Source organism: Mesorhizobium sp. B2-1-1 (assembly GCF_006442975.2).
GTDB lineage: Bacteria > Pseudomonadota > Alphaproteobacteria > Rhizobiales > Rhizobiaceae > Mesorhizobium.
Map to the genome: position 1 here is coordinate 1,481,149 of NZ_CP083954.1, position 14,881 is coordinate 1,496,029.

General features: G+C 63.9%; 14 protein-coding genes. 8 read left to right on the forward strand and 6 right to left on the reverse strand.

The window, feature by feature from the left end; translation table 11 throughout:
* The first annotated feature begins 167 nt into the window (after positions 1–167).
* The 4 genes from ugpB (at position 168) to FJ972_RS07235 (ending at position 4,508) form a co-directional block, all read left to right on the forward strand.
* Positions 168–1,472, forward strand: a complete 1,305-nt coding sequence (gene ugpB / locus FJ972_RS07220) for a sn-glycerol-3-phosphate ABC transporter substrate-binding protein UgpB (RefSeq protein WP_140500805.1) — start codon at positions 168–170, stop codon at positions 1,470–1,472.
* Between the two features lie 237 nt (positions 1,473–1,709).
* Entirely contained in the window at positions 1,710–2,594 is an 885-nt protein-coding gene (gene ugpA / locus FJ972_RS07225) for a sn-glycerol-3-phosphate ABC transporter permease UgpA (RefSeq protein WP_140513871.1), read from the forward strand.
* Positions 2,595–2,602: 8 nt separating this feature from the next.
* Entirely contained in the window at positions 2,603–3,451 is an 849-nt protein-coding gene (gene ugpE, locus FJ972_RS07230; protein WP_140500807.1) for a sn-glycerol-3-phosphate ABC transporter permease UgpE, read from the forward strand.
* A gap of 7 nt (positions 3,452–3,458) precedes the next feature.
* Positions 3,459–4,508, forward strand: coding sequence for a sn-glycerol-3-phosphate import ATP-binding protein UgpC (locus tag FJ972_RS07235; protein ID WP_140500808.1), 1,050 nt, complete (start codon positions 3,459–3,461; stop codon positions 4,506–4,508).
* A 45-nt stretch (positions 4,509–4,553) separates the two neighbouring features.
* Here the strand turns inward: FJ972_RS07235 and FJ972_RS07240 are convergent, their stop codons facing one another.
* The 3 genes from FJ972_RS07240 to FJ972_RS07250 all read right to left on the reverse strand — a co-directional run bounded on the left by FJ972_RS07240 (position 4,554) and on the right by FJ972_RS07250 (position 8,389).
* Positions 4,554–5,636 (reverse strand): ABC transporter ATP-binding protein, encoded by a 1,083-nt coding sequence (locus tag FJ972_RS07240; RefSeq protein ID WP_140525436.1) that lies wholly within the window; start codon positions 5,634–5,636, stop codon positions 4,554–4,556.
* Positions 5,633–7,213, reverse strand: coding sequence for an ABC transporter permease (locus FJ972_RS07245; RefSeq protein WP_181165391.1), 1,581 nt, complete (start codon positions 7,211–7,213; stop codon positions 5,633–5,635). Before FJ972_RS07245 ends, FJ972_RS07240 begins: the two co-directional genes overlap by 4 nt.
* Positions 7,214–7,381: 168 nt before the next feature.
* A complete protein-coding gene (locus FJ972_RS07250) occupies positions 7,382–8,389 on the reverse strand; it encodes an iron ABC transporter substrate-binding protein (RefSeq protein ID WP_140525437.1) in 1,008 nt (335 codons plus the stop codon).
* Between the two features lie 297 nt (positions 8,390–8,686).
* Here FJ972_RS07250 and FJ972_RS07255 point away from each other — a divergent pair, with 297 nt between their 5' ends.
* From FJ972_RS07255 to FJ972_RS07270, 4 genes are all read left to right on the forward strand, one after another.
* A complete protein-coding gene (locus FJ972_RS07255) occupies positions 8,687–9,238 on the forward strand; it encodes a sigma-70 family RNA polymerase sigma factor (protein ID WP_140525438.1) in 552 nt (183 codons plus the stop codon).
* A 1-nt stretch (position 9,239) separates the two neighbouring features.
* A complete protein-coding gene (locus tag FJ972_RS07260) occupies positions 9,240–9,878 on the forward strand; it encodes an NrsF family protein (protein ID WP_140525439.1) in 639 nt (212 codons plus the stop codon).
* Positions 9,879–10,116: 238 nt separating this feature from the next.
* Positions 10,117–10,812 (forward strand): PAS domain S-box protein, encoded by a 696-nt coding sequence (locus FJ972_RS07265; protein ID WP_226880513.1) that lies wholly within the window; start codon positions 10,117–10,119, stop codon positions 10,810–10,812.
* Positions 10,809–12,011 carry a diguanylate cyclase domain-containing protein gene (locus FJ972_RS07270; RefSeq protein WP_246674213.1) on the forward strand — a complete coding sequence of 401 codons (1,203 nt, stop codon included), beginning with the start codon at positions 10,809–10,811 and terminating at the stop codon, positions 12,009–12,011. Before FJ972_RS07265 ends, FJ972_RS07270 begins: the two co-directional genes overlap by 4 nt.
* Positions 12,012–12,045: 34 nt before the next feature.
* Here FJ972_RS07270 and FJ972_RS07275 read toward each other — a convergent pair whose 3' ends face one another.
* The 3 genes from FJ972_RS07275 to FJ972_RS07285 all read right to left on the reverse strand — a co-directional run bounded on the left by FJ972_RS07275 (position 12,046) and on the right by FJ972_RS07285 (position 14,742).
* Positions 12,046–12,924 carry a 3-hydroxybutyryl-CoA dehydrogenase gene (locus FJ972_RS07275; RefSeq protein ID WP_140500869.1) on the reverse strand — a complete coding sequence of 293 codons (879 nt, stop codon included), beginning with the start codon at positions 12,922–12,924 and terminating at the stop codon, positions 12,046–12,048.
* A 119-nt stretch (positions 12,925–13,043) separates the two neighbouring features.
* Positions 13,044–13,973 (reverse strand): electron transfer flavoprotein subunit alpha/FixB family protein, encoded by a 930-nt coding sequence (locus tag FJ972_RS07280; RefSeq protein ID WP_140525440.1) that lies wholly within the window; start codon positions 13,971–13,973, stop codon positions 13,044–13,046.
* Between the two features lie 19 nt (positions 13,974–13,992).
* Positions 13,993–14,742 carry an electron transfer flavoprotein subunit beta/FixA family protein gene (locus FJ972_RS07285; protein ID WP_140525441.1) on the reverse strand — a complete coding sequence of 250 codons (750 nt, stop codon included), beginning with the start codon at positions 14,740–14,742 and terminating at the stop codon, positions 13,993–13,995.
* Positions 14,743–14,881: the final 139 nt, after the last annotated feature.

Consider the following 14,881-nt stretch of genomic DNA (forward strand, 5'->3'; position numbering starts at 1 on the left):
AATCCTTTTCCGGGTCACTTTCATCCGGAAGTGAACGCTACTTTAGCCGGACATGAAGTGCGCCTGCCCGCAACAAAACCGTTGTCCGCTGCGCGCGAACGACACATAGTGCCATTGCGGGAGTGCCCCTTTCGCCAATGACAAGCAATGAGAACGGGAGACGAAACATGAAGTTCTTTGGCTTCGCGGCCGGTGTCGCCGTGACCCTGCTTTCCACAACCTCCGCCTTCGCCGTTACGCAGATCAGCTGGTGGCACGCCATGACCGGCGCCAACGCAGAGGTCGTCGACAAGATTTCCAAGGATTTCAACGCCAGCCAGGGCGACTACCAGATTGTTCCGGTTTTCAAGGGCACCTATCCCGAAACGCTGAATGCCGGCATCGCCGCCTATCGCGCCGGCCAGTCGCCTGACATCATCCAGGTGTTCGATGTCGGCACCGGCGTGATGATGGCGGCCCGGGACGCGATCAAGCCAGTGGCCGAGGTGCTGACCGGCGCCGGGATGAACTTTGACAAGAGCCAGTATCTGCCAGGCATCGTCGGTTATTATTCGACGCCGGACGGCACCATGCTGTCCTTCCCCTACAACTCCTCCTCGCCGATCCTCTACTACAACAAGGACATCTTCCAGAAGGCGGGGCTCGATGTGAACAACCCACCCAAGACCTGGAACGAGGTGTGGGAGGATGCCAAAAAGATCAAGGCGAGCGGCGCCGCCGCTTGCGGCTACACCTCGACCTGGCTGACCTGGATACACCTGGAAAACTTCGCGGCGTGGAACGATGTGCCGTGGGCCACGCAGCAGAATGGCCTGGCCGGCGGTGATGTCGAACTCAAGATCAACTCGCCGATCTTCGTCAAACATTTCCAGGCGCTCGCCGATCTGGCCAAGGACGGCACCTTCAAATATGGCGGGCGCACCTCCGAAGCCAAGCAGATATTCCTCGCCGGCGAATGCGGCATCTTCACCGAATCCTCGGGCGGCCTAGGCGACATCGTCAAGTCGGGCATGAACTACGGCATTGGCCAGTTGCCCTATGACAGCGACGCCAAGGGCGCGCCGCAGAACACGACGCCGGGCGGTGCCAGCCTTTGGGTCTTCGGCGGCAAGTCCGACGAGGAGTACAAAGGCGTCGCGGCTTTCTTCGCCTATCTGTCCAAGACCGATGTGCAGGAATATCTGCACCAGAAATCGGGATACCTGCCGGTGACGCTCGCCGCCTATGAGGCGACGAAAAAGTCCGGCTTCTACGACAAGAATCCCGGTCGCGAGACGCCGATCCTGCAGATGACGGGCAAGGCGCCGACCGACAATTCGAAGGGCGTGCGGTTGCCGAACCTGCCGCAGGTGCGCGACATCCAGAACGAGGAGTTCGAAAAGATGCTTGCCGGCCAGGAAACCGCCCAGCAGGCGCTCGACAATGCGGTCACGCGTGGCAACGCGGCGATCAAGGAAGCGCTGGGGAATTAGGGCGCGTCGAGCCATCGAGTTATAGTCCTTGCTCTACGAGACCCCCCTCCGCCCTGCCGGGCATCTCCCCCTGGAGGGGGGAGACTGGCTGTCGCGACCGTTTTCGGCAATTGTCAAAGCTGGAGAATGGCAGCTGCCGCAGGAACTGCCAATCTTCCTCCAAGAGGGGGAGATGCCCGGCAGGGCAGCGGTGAGCGCCGTAGAGTGCCGCTCGGCTTTCCACGCCGGAGCGGCGCATTGACCCCGCGCGTCGTCTTTCCCAACAAAGTCTTGCCATACCTCCTGGTGGCGCCGCAACTTGCCATCACGCTGGTGTTCTTCTACTGGCCGGCCGGGCAGGCGCTCTACCAGTCGATGCTGAGGCAGGACCCGTTCGGGCTGAGGAGCAGGTTCGTCTGGTTTGCCAATTTCCGCAAGGTGCTTGCCGACCCGGCCTATCTCAACTCGATCAAGGTCACAGTGGTGTTTTCGCTCGCGACCGTGATCGTTGCCATGGGCGTGGCGCTGCTCCTTGCCGTGATGGCGGAAAAGGTGGTGCGCGGCAAAGGCCTCTACCGCACGCTGATGATCTGGCCCTACGCGGTGGCGCCGGCGATTGCAGGCATGCTGTGGCTGTTCCTGTTCAATCCATCGATCGGCTCGCTGTCTTATCTGCTGAGACGTTTGGGCGTCGCCTGGGATCCGCTGCTCAACGGCACCGACGCCATGATCCTTCTGGTGGCGGCGGCCGCCTGGAAGCAGATCAGCTACAATTTCCTGTTCTTCGTCGCCGGGCTGCAGGCGGTGCCGAAAACGCTGATCGAGGCGGCGGCGATCGACGGCGCCGGCGAAACCAAGCGCTTCTGGACCATCGTCTTCCCGCTTTTGGCGCCGACGACGTTTTTCCTTTTGGTCGTCAATACCGTCTATGCGCTGTTCGACACGTTCGGCATCGTCCACGCCGTCACCGGCGGTGGGCCGGGCAAGGCCACCGAGACACTGGTCTACAAGGTCTACAATGACGGCTTCGTCAATCTGATCCTCGGCGATTCGGCGGCGCAGTCGGTCATCCTGATGGTCATCGTCATCGCGCTCACCGCCATCCAGTTCCGCTACGTGGAACGGAAGGTTCATTACGGCTGAGGAGCGCGATGATCGGTCAATCCCCGTTTCGCATTTTCCTTGCACATGCCGTGCTCATCCTCGGCATACTGATCGTGGCCTTTCCGATCTACTACACTTTCGTTGCCTCGACGCAGACGCTGCAAACCATCCTTAGGCCGCCACTGCCTTTCCGGCCGGGCAGCGAGTTCTGGAACAATTACGGCGAGGCGCTGTTCGGCGGCGTCGGCCGCATCGGCGGGCTCGGCGTCGGCAGGCTGCTCCTCAACTCCACGATCATGGCGCTCGGCGTCGCGGTCGGAAAGATATTCATCTCGATCCTGTCGGCCTATGCGATCGTCTTCTTCCGTTTTCCGCTGCGCATGACTTTCTTCTGGCTGATCTTCATCACCCTGATGCTTCCCGTCGAGGTGCGCATCCTGCCGACCTACAAGGTAATGGTCGACCTCGGTATGATCGACACTTATGCCGGACTGATCATCCCGCTGATCGCCTCGGCCACCGCAACGTTGTTGTTCCGCCAGTTCTTCATGACCATCCCGGGCGAGTTGGTCGAGGCGGCGCGCGTCGACGGCGCCGGTCCATGGCGGTTCTTTTTCGATATCCTGTTGCCATTGTCGCGCACCAATATCGCGGCGCTGTTCGTCATTCTTTTCATCTACGGCTGGACGCAGTATCTGTGGCCGCTGCTGGTCACCAACAGCAACGATATGAACACCATCGTCATCGCACTGAAGAAGATGGTCTCCTTCGCCGATGCCGACACCCAATGGCATTTGGTCATGGTCACGGCGATCCTGGCAATCTTGCCGCCAATCCTGGTTGTGGTGCTGATGCAGCGCTGGTTCGTGCGCGGACTGGTCGACACCGAAAAGTGAGAAGCCGATGGCGACGGTCGATCTGAGGGACGTGAAGAAAGTATATGCCGGCGGCGTCGAAGCCGTGAAGGGCGTCTCCATTGCCATTCCCGACAAAGAACTCTGTGTGCTGGTCGGGCCGTCCGGCTGCGGCAAGTCCACGCTTTTGAGGATGATCGCCGGGCTGGAGACCATTTCTTCCGGCACGGTCGCTATCGACGGCAAGATCGTCAACACGATCGGCCCGACCGAGCGCGACATCGCCATGGTGTTCCAAAACTATGCGCTCTATCCGCATATGAAAGTCTACGACAACATGGCTTACGGGCTACGCAATCGCGGTACGCCCAAGGACGAGATCGACAGCAGGGTTCGTTCGACCGCCAAGGTGCTGGAGCTTTCAGCGCTGCTTGACCGGCGCCCGCGCGAGCTTTCAGGCGGTCAACGCCAGCGCGTCGCCATGGGCCGCGCCATCGTGCGCAATCCGAAAGTCTTCCTGTTCGACGAGCCACTCTCCAATCTCGATGCCAAGCTGCGCGGCCAGATGCGGGTCGAAATCAAGAACTTGCAGCGCTCGCTCGGTGTCACCTCGGTCTACGTCACCCATGACCAGTTGGAAGCGATGACGTTGGCCGACATCCTTGTCGTCATGAATGGCGGATTGGTCGAGCAGGCGGGCGCGCCACTCGACATTTACGAAAAGCCGGCCTCGACGTTCGTCGCCTCTTTCATCGGCGCACCGCCGATGAATCTTCTGTCCCTTTCGGGTCCGGCGCTGACCGGCAGCAAGACGAGCGACTTTGCGCCTGCGAATGCCGTCACGCTTGGCTTCCGCCCCGAGGATGCCGATGTCACTTTCGCGGCCGAGGCACCGTCCGGCGCGCTCGTGCTGCCGACAATGGTGGAGGCGGTCGAGCCGGTGGGAGCGGACAGCTTTCTTCACTGTGCGGCAGGAGGCGACCGCATCGTCGTGCGTGTGGCCGCGCGCGCAACAGCCAAGCCCGGCGACCAGTTGCGCGTCGTGGCCAAGGCCGAGAAACTTCACTGGTTCGATCAGGCTGCAAAGAGGGTCGACTGACGCCAATCTTGCATGCTGATCAGCGAGCCGCGAACCGTCGGCCGGTCAGGCGAATACATGCGCCTGTCCCGACACGGTGAGCCGGACGATCTCACCGACCGCCGGCGCGTCCATGCCGGACTTGCGCAGGATCAGCGGCGTGCTGCCGATGGCGGCGGCGTCCGGCGGGTCGGGGCTGTTGAGCAACCGCACCGCGACCGTGCAGGTCGAGCCGGCGAATTCGGATTCCGTTACCTCGCCAAAAAGCATGTCCGGCGTGCCCGACATGCCCTCGCGCGATGTCCGCTTCAGTCCGATCTGCTCCGGCCGCAACATGATGCGGGCGACATCGCGGCTGTCCGACGTATCGACGGCGATGCGGCCAAGCGGCGACGTGGCGAAACCGCCCGCTATCTTCGCCGGCAGGATGATGGCGTCGCCAAGGAACTCGGCAATCATCCTGTCCTTCGGCTTGAGATAAAGTTCGCGCGGCGTGCCGACCTGCGAGAACCGGCCCTCGCGCATCACCGCGACCTGGCTGGCGAAGGACAACGCCTCGGCCTGATCGTGCGTCACCAGGATGGTGGTGATGCCGGCGGCTTCGAGCAGTTCCGCCACGGCCTTGCGCATGGAGGCGCGCAGGCCGGTGTCGAGCGCCGAGAACGGTTCGTCGAGCAGCATCAGCCGCGGCTTCATCGCCATGGCGCGGGCGAGCGCCACGCGTTGCTGCTGACCGCCGGAGAGTTCGTGCGGGCGGCGCTTCAGGATCGCCTTGTCCAGCCCTACTATATAGGCCAGTTCGACGATGCGTTCGGAGCGTTTGTCCAGCCTGCGGTCCATCCCGAAACCGATATTGTCGCCAATCGTCAGGTGCGGAAACAGGGCGCCGTCCTGTGCAACCAGGCCGATACCGCGGCGGTGCGCCGGAACGGCGCCGCCGCTGTCGGCCAGCATCTTTCCGTCAAGCACAATGCTGCCCTGGTCGGGCGCCTCGAAACCGGCGATCAGCCGCAGCAAGGTGGTCTTGCCGCAGCCGGACGGCCCGACGATGGCCGTGCGGCTGCCGCCGGCGACGTCGAGATCGATGCCGGCAAGCGCCGCGACCGGGCCGTAATGCTTGTGCAAGCCCCTGAGTTCGAGAAAGCTCATCGTCCTGCCATCCGTTTTGACTGGACATAGAGCAGCCAGGTCAGGGGCAGCGACATCGCCACCATGATGAAGGCGTAAGGTGCTGCCGAAGCGTAGTCGATCTCGCCGCTGTAGGACCAGAATGCCATCGCGAGCGTGCGGGTGCCGTTCGGCGCCAGCATCTGGGTCGCGGTCAGCTCGTTCATGATGCCGAGCGCCACCAGCGCCATGCCGGCGGCGGCACCCGGCGCCGACAGGCGGATCGTCGTCGACCACAATGCATGGAGCGGCGACCGCCCGAGGCTGGACGCGGCGCGCTCGAGCTCGACCGGCGCCTGCGCGATCGACGCCCGCAGGCTGATCAGGGCGCGGGGCAGGAACATCAAGGCATAGGCAACCAGGATGGTGAACAGGGTCTGATAGAGCGGCAGGGCGATGCGCACGGTGATGGTGACCAGCGCCAGTGCGATCACGACCCCGGGCAGCGATCCGACGATGTAGTTGCAGCCCTCCAGCAAGCGCTGCAGAGGCCCCGGCGCGCGGATCGAGATCCAGGCCATCGGCATGGCGGCGACGGTGGCGAGCAGCGCGCCGGCGAGCGCCAGGAACAACGTCTGGCCGAGCGCCAGGCCGATCTCGTCGAGCCGCCAGACCTCGGCGCCGCCGGCGGCAAGCCAGCGTCCGATGGTGACGAACGGTACGCCGAGCGCCAGAAGCGTGGTGGCGGCAAGCAGCAGCAGGCAAGGCACGGTCGCCCGGCCGAGCGGCGCGCGCTGTTGGTGGCGCGCGGCGCCCGAACCGACGCGGGCATAGCGCTCTTCCCCGCGCACCAGCACCTCCAGCCCGAGCAGCACGAAGCAGCAGCTCACCAGCACGCCGGCCAGCATATTCGCGGCCGGCCCGTTGAAGGTCGATTGGAACTGGTCGACGATCGCCGTGGTGAAGGTGTCGAAGCGGATGAAGACGTAAAGGCCGTATTCGGCCAACAGGTGCAGGCCGACCAGCAATGCGCCGCCACAGATGGCAAGCCTGAGCTGCGGCAGCACGACGCGCCAGAACACACGCCAGGGACCAAGGCCGAGTGCGGCCGCGGCGTCTTCGAGCGCCGGATCGAGCCGGCGCAGGGCCGCCGATACCGGCAGATAAAGGAACGGGAAATACGCTATGACAGAGACAAGCACGCCGGCCCACAAGCCATGCAGCCCGGGCACCATGGTGATCCAGGCATAGCTGTGCACGAAGGCGGGAATGGCGAGTGGCGCCACGCATAGCCAGGCCCACAGCCGGGCGCCGGGCAGGTCGCTGCGTTCGGTCAGCCAGGCCAGCGCCACCGACAGGATGATGGCGATCGGCACGGCGAGCGCGACAAGCAGGACGGTGTTGGCCAGAAGCTCGCCGACACGCGGCCGGAAAACCAGCGCCGAGACGGTTTCCCAACCGGTCTGCACGGCGACCCAGACGATGAAGGCAAGCGGCAGCAGGGCCAGCAGCGAAACGAAGATAGCGGCGGCAACGATCCATGACGCAGCGCGCCGGCGCGCCCTGCGGCGCGTCCTCGGCGGCAGGCCCGGGCTTGCAATGTCGGCCGCGAACTGCATCGGCTCAGACTTCGCGCCCTTGCCGCCCGGCGGCGGCAATCGAAAGACCACGATCATGGTCGGGAATACAGCGTGTCGTCATCGACGAATGCCATCTCGAAAAAACAAAACGCTCCCGCGGAATTCCCGCGGGAGCACGGCCGGTGTCCTTATTAGGACGAACGGCAACTAAAGCAAGCCGGCCGCCGTCATCAGGTCGGTGGCTTTCTTGGAGTTCAGCGTCGCGGCATCGATCTTCGGCGCCTGCAGGTCGGCCAGCGGCACCAGCTTCGGATTGGACTCTGCGCCCTTGCCGACCGCGTATTCGAAGGACGTTCCGTTCTTCAGCACGTCCTGGCCGCCCTTGCCGGTCACCCACTTCAGGAAAGCCTGGGCTTCCTTGGGATGCTTGCTCGAAGCCAGCACGCCACCGCCGGAGGTCGAGACGAAGGCGCCCGGATCCTGGTTCTTGAAATAATGCAGCGCTACGTTCTTGCTGTTTTCGCCGGTCTTGGCCTGATCGCCGAAGTAGTAGTAGTGATAGATCACGCCGCCTTCGATCTCGCCGGCGTTGACCGCCTTCATCACGGTGCTGTTGCCCTTATAGGCGGTGAAATTCTGCTTCATCGCCTTCAGCCAGTCCGCTGTCGCGGCTTCGCCCTTGAGCTGCAGCAGCGCGCTGACGATAGCCTGGAAATCGGCGCCCGACGGCGAGGCGGCCCAGCGGCCTTTCCAGCTCGGATCGGCAAGGTCGAGCAGCGACTTGGGCAACTGGTCGGCCTTGAGCTTGGTGGTATTGTAGGCAAAGACGGTGCTGCGGGCGGCAACGCCGACCCATTTGCCGCTCGCTGCCTGATAATCCTGCGGAACCTGCGCCAGTGTGTCGGCGTCGACCGGCGCGAACAGGCCGGCATTCTCGACCAGCACCATGGCCGGCGAATTCTCGGTCAGGAACACGTCGGCGGGCGAGGCGGTGCCCTCCGCAACGATCTGGTTGGAGAAATCGCTGTCGCCGCCATTGCGCAGCGTGACCTTGATGCCGGTTTCCTTGGTGAAGCCGTCGGCCCATTCCTTGGCGAGGCTCTCGTGCTGGGCATTGTAGACGATGATGCCTGTGTCCTCAGCCATCGCCTGGCCAGCGATCAGGCTGACCGCCACCGCCGCGGCGCCGGCAAGGGTGGAAAGAGCGTATTTCATGGGCGTCGTCCTCGATCTCGTTGAACTGGCACGCAGCACCTATCGATACATGACAGGTGTAGTCAACATTTTTGGCCTGCTTCAATCGGCCGCTGGCGGCATAGGCCCATGCCAGGCGGACAATTCCGCGTGATGGCCGCGCGCGACCGACGGTCCAGGACACAGTCGCCGTCGACGAGCCCAAGTTCGCGTTCGCCCGCAATCTTTCGTGACTTGCCGGTAGTTTGCCTTGGACATTATTTCGCCGGCCACGTAACAAATCAGCGCCGAGGCGCGAAGATCGGGGAGTGAACTCTTGTGAGCGGCAAGGACGAGGCCGAGCTTTCCCGGCTGATGCGAGCCGCGATCGCGGGAGATGAAAGGGCCTATGCCGACTTTCTGCACCGGACGGCCGCTCTGGTTCGCGGTTTTGCCAGGCGCAAGATCGTCAAAGGCGGGGTCGATCCCGAGGATGTCGTGCAGGAAACCTTGCTGGCCATTCATGTGAAACGGCACACCTGGCGGCAGGACGCACCTGTGCTGCCCTGGGTCTATGCCATCGCGCGCTTCAAGTTGATCGACGCGTTCCGGCGGCGCGGACGGCGCATCGAGATCGATGTCGACGGTATTGCCGAAACCTTCGCCGAGCCGGAAACGGAAACCGTCAGCGAACGCGACATCAACCGGGCGCTCGACGGCCTGCCGCCGGCACAGCGCTCCGTGGTGTCGTCAGTGTCGGTGGAGGGGCGCTCGATCGGCGACACGGCAGCCAAGTTCGGCATCAGCGAAACAGCGGTGCGGGTTTCCTTGCATCGCGGACTTGCAGCCATTGCCAAGCGGTTCCGGCAGGGGCGGTTTGGGCAGGAATGACATGAGGACCGAAGATCTCATCAAGGCGCTTGATGCCGACGCCCGCAGCAAGGCGATGCCGCTGCGCTCGGCCTGGTGGCTGGCTGCCGGTGTGGCCGCCGTGATCGCGGGCGCGGTTTTCATGATGACGATCGGTCCGCGCCCCGACTTCATGGCTGCCGCACATACGATGCGCTTTCTTTCGAAGTTCCTGTTCACCATCGTGCTCGCCGCCAGCGCCTTCGCCTTCGTCAGGACATTGTCGACACCGGGAGCATCGACAGGCAAGGCGGCGGCCTGGATGGCGGCTGCGCCCGTGCTCGTGGCAGTGGCCGTGGTGCTGGAGCTTTACGCCGTGCCCGAGGCCGACTGGGGCAGGCGTCTCGTCGGTTCCAACATGATGGTCTGCATGGGGCTCATCCCGCTGATCGGCATCGGCCCGCTTGCCATCTTCCTGTGGATGCTGCGCTATGGCGCGCCGACACGGCCGGTGCTGGCCGGCACGGCCGCGGGCCTGCTCGCCGGCGGGCTGGCGGCAACCTTCTATGCCGCGCATTGCTTTGATGATTCGCCGCTTTTCGTCGCCACCTGGTATACGATCGCGATCGCCGCGCTGGCGCTGCTCGGCGCGCTCGGCGGCCGGTTTTTCGTGCGCTGGTAGCGCGACGCCCGCTGCTGCATCCCGCGCATACCGATCCTTAATCATGCCGGCAAATGTTTGCCGGCCGGCGGCATCGCCGATACCCGACGCAACCTTTCCTTAAAATCGATCCGTCAGGATTTTCACGGGAAATGCGATTGCCCACGGGGTGGTACAAATCGTGGCAATGCGAAGGATCATCGGGCCGGCGCCGCACAGACGTGCGGGGTTGGCTCTGCTCGTGGGCGGGACAGCGGCGATGACGGCATCGATCCTGCTGTCGCGGCTGGATCCCGGCGCCGAGACGCTCGAATTATGTGTGCAGGCGTCGGTCGGTGTGGCAGCCGGCGCACTTCTCCTGGCCTGCATGTTCGCGCGCGTCATCCGCAAGGACCGCCGCCAGATCGCCGAGAGCGAGCAGCGCTTCCGCCGTGCCATGGAGGATTCCTCCATCGGCGTCGCCATCGTCGGCCTCGACGGGCGCATTCTTGAGGCCAACCCGGCTTTCGCTGCCATGCTCGACTACCGCCGCGACGAGATCGAGGCGTTGACCTTCTTCCAGCTCACGCATGCCGACGATCTGGAGATCGGGCGGGAGACGATGGAAGACCTGAAGGCCGGCAAGATCGATTCCTTTCATTTCGAGAAGCGCTATCTCAAGAAGGACGGCACGCCCGTCTGGGCCCGGCTGGCCGGCTCCGTCATTCGCGACGGGAATAGCGGCCGGCCGCTGTATCTCGTCTCGCAGATAGAGGACATCGATGCGCGCAAACAGGCCGAGGCGCGGATCGCCGAGGCCGAAACGCGCTGGAACTTTGCATTGGCCGGCGCCGGCCAGGGCGTCTGGGACTTCGACAAGCGCAGGGGCGGCACTAACTATTCCTCGACCTGGGTCAAGATGCTGGTTATGCCGACGGGGAACTCGACGGTGACCCCGATCACTGGCTGGCGATGATACATCCCGACGATCGCGAAGCCGTGGCCGAGGCGGACCGCGCCCATCTCGAAGGCCGCACGCCGTTCTTCGAGGCCGAATTCAGGATGCGCCACAAGGATGGCCGCTGGCTCTGGTTCCTCGACCGCGGCAAGGCGATCGAGCGCGACGAAGAGGGGCGGCTGATCAGGGCGATAGGCAGCCTGACCGACATCACCCGGCGCAAGCAGGCGGAGGAGCGCCTCGCCGTGTCGGCGGCCATGCTGGCCGACGAAAAGGAGCGCCTCAAAGTGACGCTCCAGTCGATCGGCGATGCCGTCATCTGCACCGATGCCGCCAACCGCGTCACCTTCATGAATCCTGTCGCCGAAAAGCTGACCGGTGTCTCTTGCAATGATGCCCTCGGCAAGACGCTCGGCCATGTCTATTGGGCGGTCGACGAGGAGACCGGCCACAGGATCGGCGTGGCGCGGCCTGCGATCGGCGGCCAGGGAGCCGATGACCAGAACAGCCGCGCCGTCCTCATCCGGCGCGACGAGACGCGCTGCAGCATCCGGCAGGTCGTGTCGCCGATCATGAACGAACGCAACGAATTCTGCGGACTGGTCATCGTCTTTCAGGACTTCACCGATGCGCGGGCGCTGCAGCGCCAGCTTGCCCACGCCGCCGCGCATGATGCGCTGACCGGCCTTGCCAACCGCGCGAGTTTCATCCGCGCCATGGAAGAACTGGTCGATCAGGCCCGCAAGGAGGGGATCGGACATCAGTTCATGTTCATCGACCTCGATCATTTCAAACTGGTCAACGACACAGGCGGCCACGCGGCGGGAGACGCATTGCTCAAGCGCGTTGCCGAGGCCGTGCGTGGCGTGCTTGGTCCGCAGGACATGGTCGCGCGTCTGGGCGGCGACGAATTCGCGGTCATTCTGAAGTCGGGCTCGGCTGCCGGGGCCAGAATCGCGGCGCGATCCATCATCGATGCGATACAGGGCCTCGACTTCACCTGGGAAGGCCGTCCTCATTCGATCGGCGCCAGCATCGGACTGGCTCCTATCAACGCAGATTGCGGCGCGGTCGACGAGATCATCGCCAGGGCAGACGCCGCCTGCTACGTGGCCAAGGCTGCCGGTCGCGGATGCGTGTCCATGGCGCCGGAGACCGATGCGAAGGACGACAGGGTCGAAATCGAGACGCCCACGCCCCTGGCCGCCGCGTCGTAAACCCGCGCGGCCAGGCCGTGATCAGTCTGGCGGGTCAGCGTGTCGGAACCGGATGCTCGCCGCGATAATCGTAGAAGCCGCGGCCGGTCTTGCGGCCGAGCCAGCCGGCCTCGACATATTTGACCAGCAACGGGCAGGGGCGGTACTTCGAATCCGACAGGCCGTCATGCAGCACCTGCATGATTGACAGGCAGGTGTCCAGGCCGATGAAATCGGCCAGCTGCAGCGGCCCCATCGGATGGTTGGCGCCGAGCCGCATGGCGGTGTCGATGGCATCGACCGTGCCGACGCCCTCATAGAGCGTGTAGATCGCCTCGTTGATCATCGGCAAAAGGATGCGGTTGACGATGAAGGCCGGAAAATCCTCCGAGACCGTGATCGTCTTGTCGAGCTGCTTCACATAGGTCTTTGCCGCCTCGAAGGTCTGGTCCTCGGTGGCGATGCCGCGCACCAGTTCGACCAGCTTCATCAGGGGAACCGGGTTCATGAAATGGATGCCGATGAAGCGCTCGGGGCGGTCGGTCTGCGCGGCTAGCCGCGTGATCGAGATCGACGAGGTATTGGTCGCCAGTATGGCCTCGGGATTGAGCTGCGGACAAAGCTGGGCGTAGATCTTGCGCTTGACCGTCTCGTCCTCGGTCGCTGCCTCGATGACCAGGTCGGCACCGGCGAGATCGGCCATGGATGGCGCCGCCGCGATGCGCGCCATCGCCTGGTTGCGGAGCTTCTCGTCGAGCTTGCCGGACCCCACCTGGCGGGCCATGTTGCCGCTGACAGTGGCGATGCCCTTCTCGATACGGTCGGGCGATATATCGTAGATCAGCACCTTGTAGCCCGAAAGTGCGGAGACATGGGCGATGCCGCCGCCCATCTGGCCCGCGCCGATGATGCCGATCGTTTCGATCTTGCTCATTACACCGATCCCGTCGAAAAAGGCCTTTGCGGCCTGCTTTTTGTGCGGTGCAAACTAAAAGGGTGGGGCGACTTCGTCTACCCCACCCCTCACAATTTAATACGCTTTGCGGCAGGGCGTCAAAGCGCCTTCTGCAACTCCGGCAGGACAACGAACAGATCGCCGACGAGGCCATAGTCGGCAACCTGGAAGATCGGCGCTTCCTCGTCCTTGTTGATGGCGACGATGACCTTCGAATCCTTCATGCCGGCGAGGTGCTGGATGGCGCCGGAGATGCCGACGGCGATGTAGAGGTCGGGGGCGACGACCTTGCCGGTCTGGCCGACCTGCCAGTCATTCGGCGCATAACCGGCATCGACGGCGGCGCGGGATGCGCCGACGGCAGCGCCGAGCTTGTCGGCGACCGGCAGGATGACCTCCTGGAACTTCTCCGAGGAGCCGAGCGCGCGGCCGCCCGAGATGATGATCTTGGCCGAGGTCAGTTCCGGACGATCGGTCTCCGATAGCTTGTTCTCGACGAAGGAGGAGAGGCCAGGATTGGCCGCAGCGCTGACGGTTTCGACAGCGGCCGAACCGCCCTCGGGCGCCGCCTGGAAGGAGGCGGTGCGCACGGTAATGACCTTCGTGGCATCGGTCGACTGTACCGTCTGGATGGCGTTGCCGGCATAGATCGGCCGCTTGAAGGTGTCCGGCGAGACCACTTCGATGATCTCGGAGACCTGCGCCACGTCGAGCAAAGCGGCTACGCGCGGCGCGACGTTCTTGCCCGACGAGGTTGCCGGCGCGACGATGGTGTCATAGGAGCCGGCCAGCGACACGACGAGCGCCGCGGTCGGCTCGGCGAGACGCTCGGCAAGCTCGTAGGCTTCGGCCAGCAGCACCTTGCTCACGCCCTTCAGCTTGGCGGCGGCATCAGCTGCGCCCTTGGCGTTCTTGCCGGCCACCAGCACATGCACGTCCGAGCCGATCTGCAGCGCGGCCGACAGCGCCTTGGCGGTCTGGTCGGAAAGGGTTGCGTTGTCGTGTTCGGCGATGAGGAGAATGGTCATTTATCTGTTCCTTCCGATCTCAGAGCACGCCGGCTTCGTTCTTCAGCTTGTCGATGAGCTCGGCGACGCTCTTGACCTTGACGCCCGCCTTGCGGCCGCCCGGCTCTTCGGTCTTGATGACCTTCAGCCGCGGCTTGACGTCAGCGCCGTAGTCGGCCGGGCTCTTCTCGTCGAGCGGCTTCTTCTTGGCCTTCATGATGTTGGGCAGCGATGCATAGCGCGGCTGGTTGAGGCGAAGGTCGGCAGTGACGATCGCCGGCATCTTCAGCTCAACCGTCTGCAGGCCGCCGTCGACCTCGCGCGTCACCCTGGCCTTGTCGCCCTCCAGCACCACCTTGGAAGCAAACGTGCCCTGCGCCCAGCCGAGAAGGGCTGCGAGCATCTGGCCGGTCTGGTTGGAATCATCGTCGATCGCCTGCTTGCCGAGGATGACAAGGCCGGGCTGCTCGGCCTCGACCACGCCCTTCAGCACCTTGGCGACGCCCAGTGGCTCTGTCTGCTCGTCGGTCTTGACCAGGATGGCGCGGTCGGCGCCCATGGCGAGCGCGGTGCGAAGCGTCTCCTGCGCCTGCTGCGGGCCGATCGACACGACGATGATCTCTTCGGCCTTGCCGGCTTCCTTGAGCCGGATCGCCTCTTCCACCGCGATCTCGTCGAATGGGTTCATCGCCATCTTGACGTTGGCCAATTCCACCGCCGAACCGTCAGCCTTGACGCGAACCTTCACATTCGCATCCACAACCCGCTTCACGGGCACAAGGATCTTCATTTTCCTGTCACCTCTCTTGAGATAGTTGGGGCGCGCTATACCAGCGTGAACCCTGTCAGAGTTGTCGAAAGCCGACATTCCGGATGGAAATTCTGCTCTTCAACCGCCAAAGGCGGGCGGAAACGCTTCCGTAGTTGCG

What these genes read in the sequence shown, in the direction of transcription:
- ugpB (WP_140500805.1), top strand. Translation starts at nt 168, where the DNA reads ATGAAGTTCTTTGGCTTCGCGGCCGGTGTCGCCGTGACCCTGCTTTCC.
- ugpE (WP_140500807.1), top strand. Translation starts at nt 2,603, where the DNA reads ATGATCGGTCAATCCCCGTTTCGCATTTTCCTTGCACATGCCGTGCTC.
- FJ972_RS07235 (WP_140500808.1), top strand. Translation starts at nt 3,459, where the DNA reads ATGGCGACGGTCGATCTGAGGGACGTGAAGAAAGTATATGCCGGCGGC.
- FJ972_RS07240 (WP_140525436.1), bottom strand. Translation starts at nt 5,636, where the DNA reads ATGAGCTTTCTCGAACTCAGGGGCTTGCACAAGCATTACGGCCCGGTC.
- FJ972_RS07245 (WP_181165391.1), bottom strand. Translation starts at nt 7,213, where the DNA reads ATGCAGTTCGCGGCCGACATTGCAAGCCCGGGCCTGCCGCCGAGGACG.
- FJ972_RS07250 (WP_140525437.1), bottom strand. Translation starts at nt 8,389, where the DNA reads ATGAAATACGCTCTTTCCACCCTTGCCGGCGCCGCGGCGGTGGCGGTC.
- FJ972_RS07260 (WP_140525439.1), top strand. Translation starts at nt 9,240, where the DNA reads ATGAGGACCGAAGATCTCATCAAGGCGCTTGATGCCGACGCCCGCAGC.
- FJ972_RS07265 (WP_226880513.1), top strand. Translation starts at nt 10,117, where the DNA reads ATGACGGCATCGATCCTGCTGTCGCGGCTGGATCCCGGCGCCGAGACG.
- FJ972_RS07270 (WP_246674213.1), top strand. Translation starts at nt 10,809, where the DNA reads ATGATACATCCCGACGATCGCGAAGCCGTGGCCGAGGCGGACCGCGCC.
- FJ972_RS07275 (WP_140500869.1), bottom strand. Translation starts at nt 12,924, where the DNA reads ATGAGCAAGATCGAAACGATCGGCATCATCGGCGCGGGCCAGATGGGC.
- FJ972_RS07280 (WP_140525440.1), bottom strand. Translation starts at nt 13,973, where the DNA reads ATGACCATTCTCCTCATCGCCGAACACGACAACGCAACCCTTTCCGAC.
- FJ972_RS07285 (WP_140525441.1), bottom strand. Translation starts at nt 14,742, where the DNA reads ATGAAGATCCTTGTGCCCGTGAAGCGGGTTGTGGATGCGAATGTGAAG.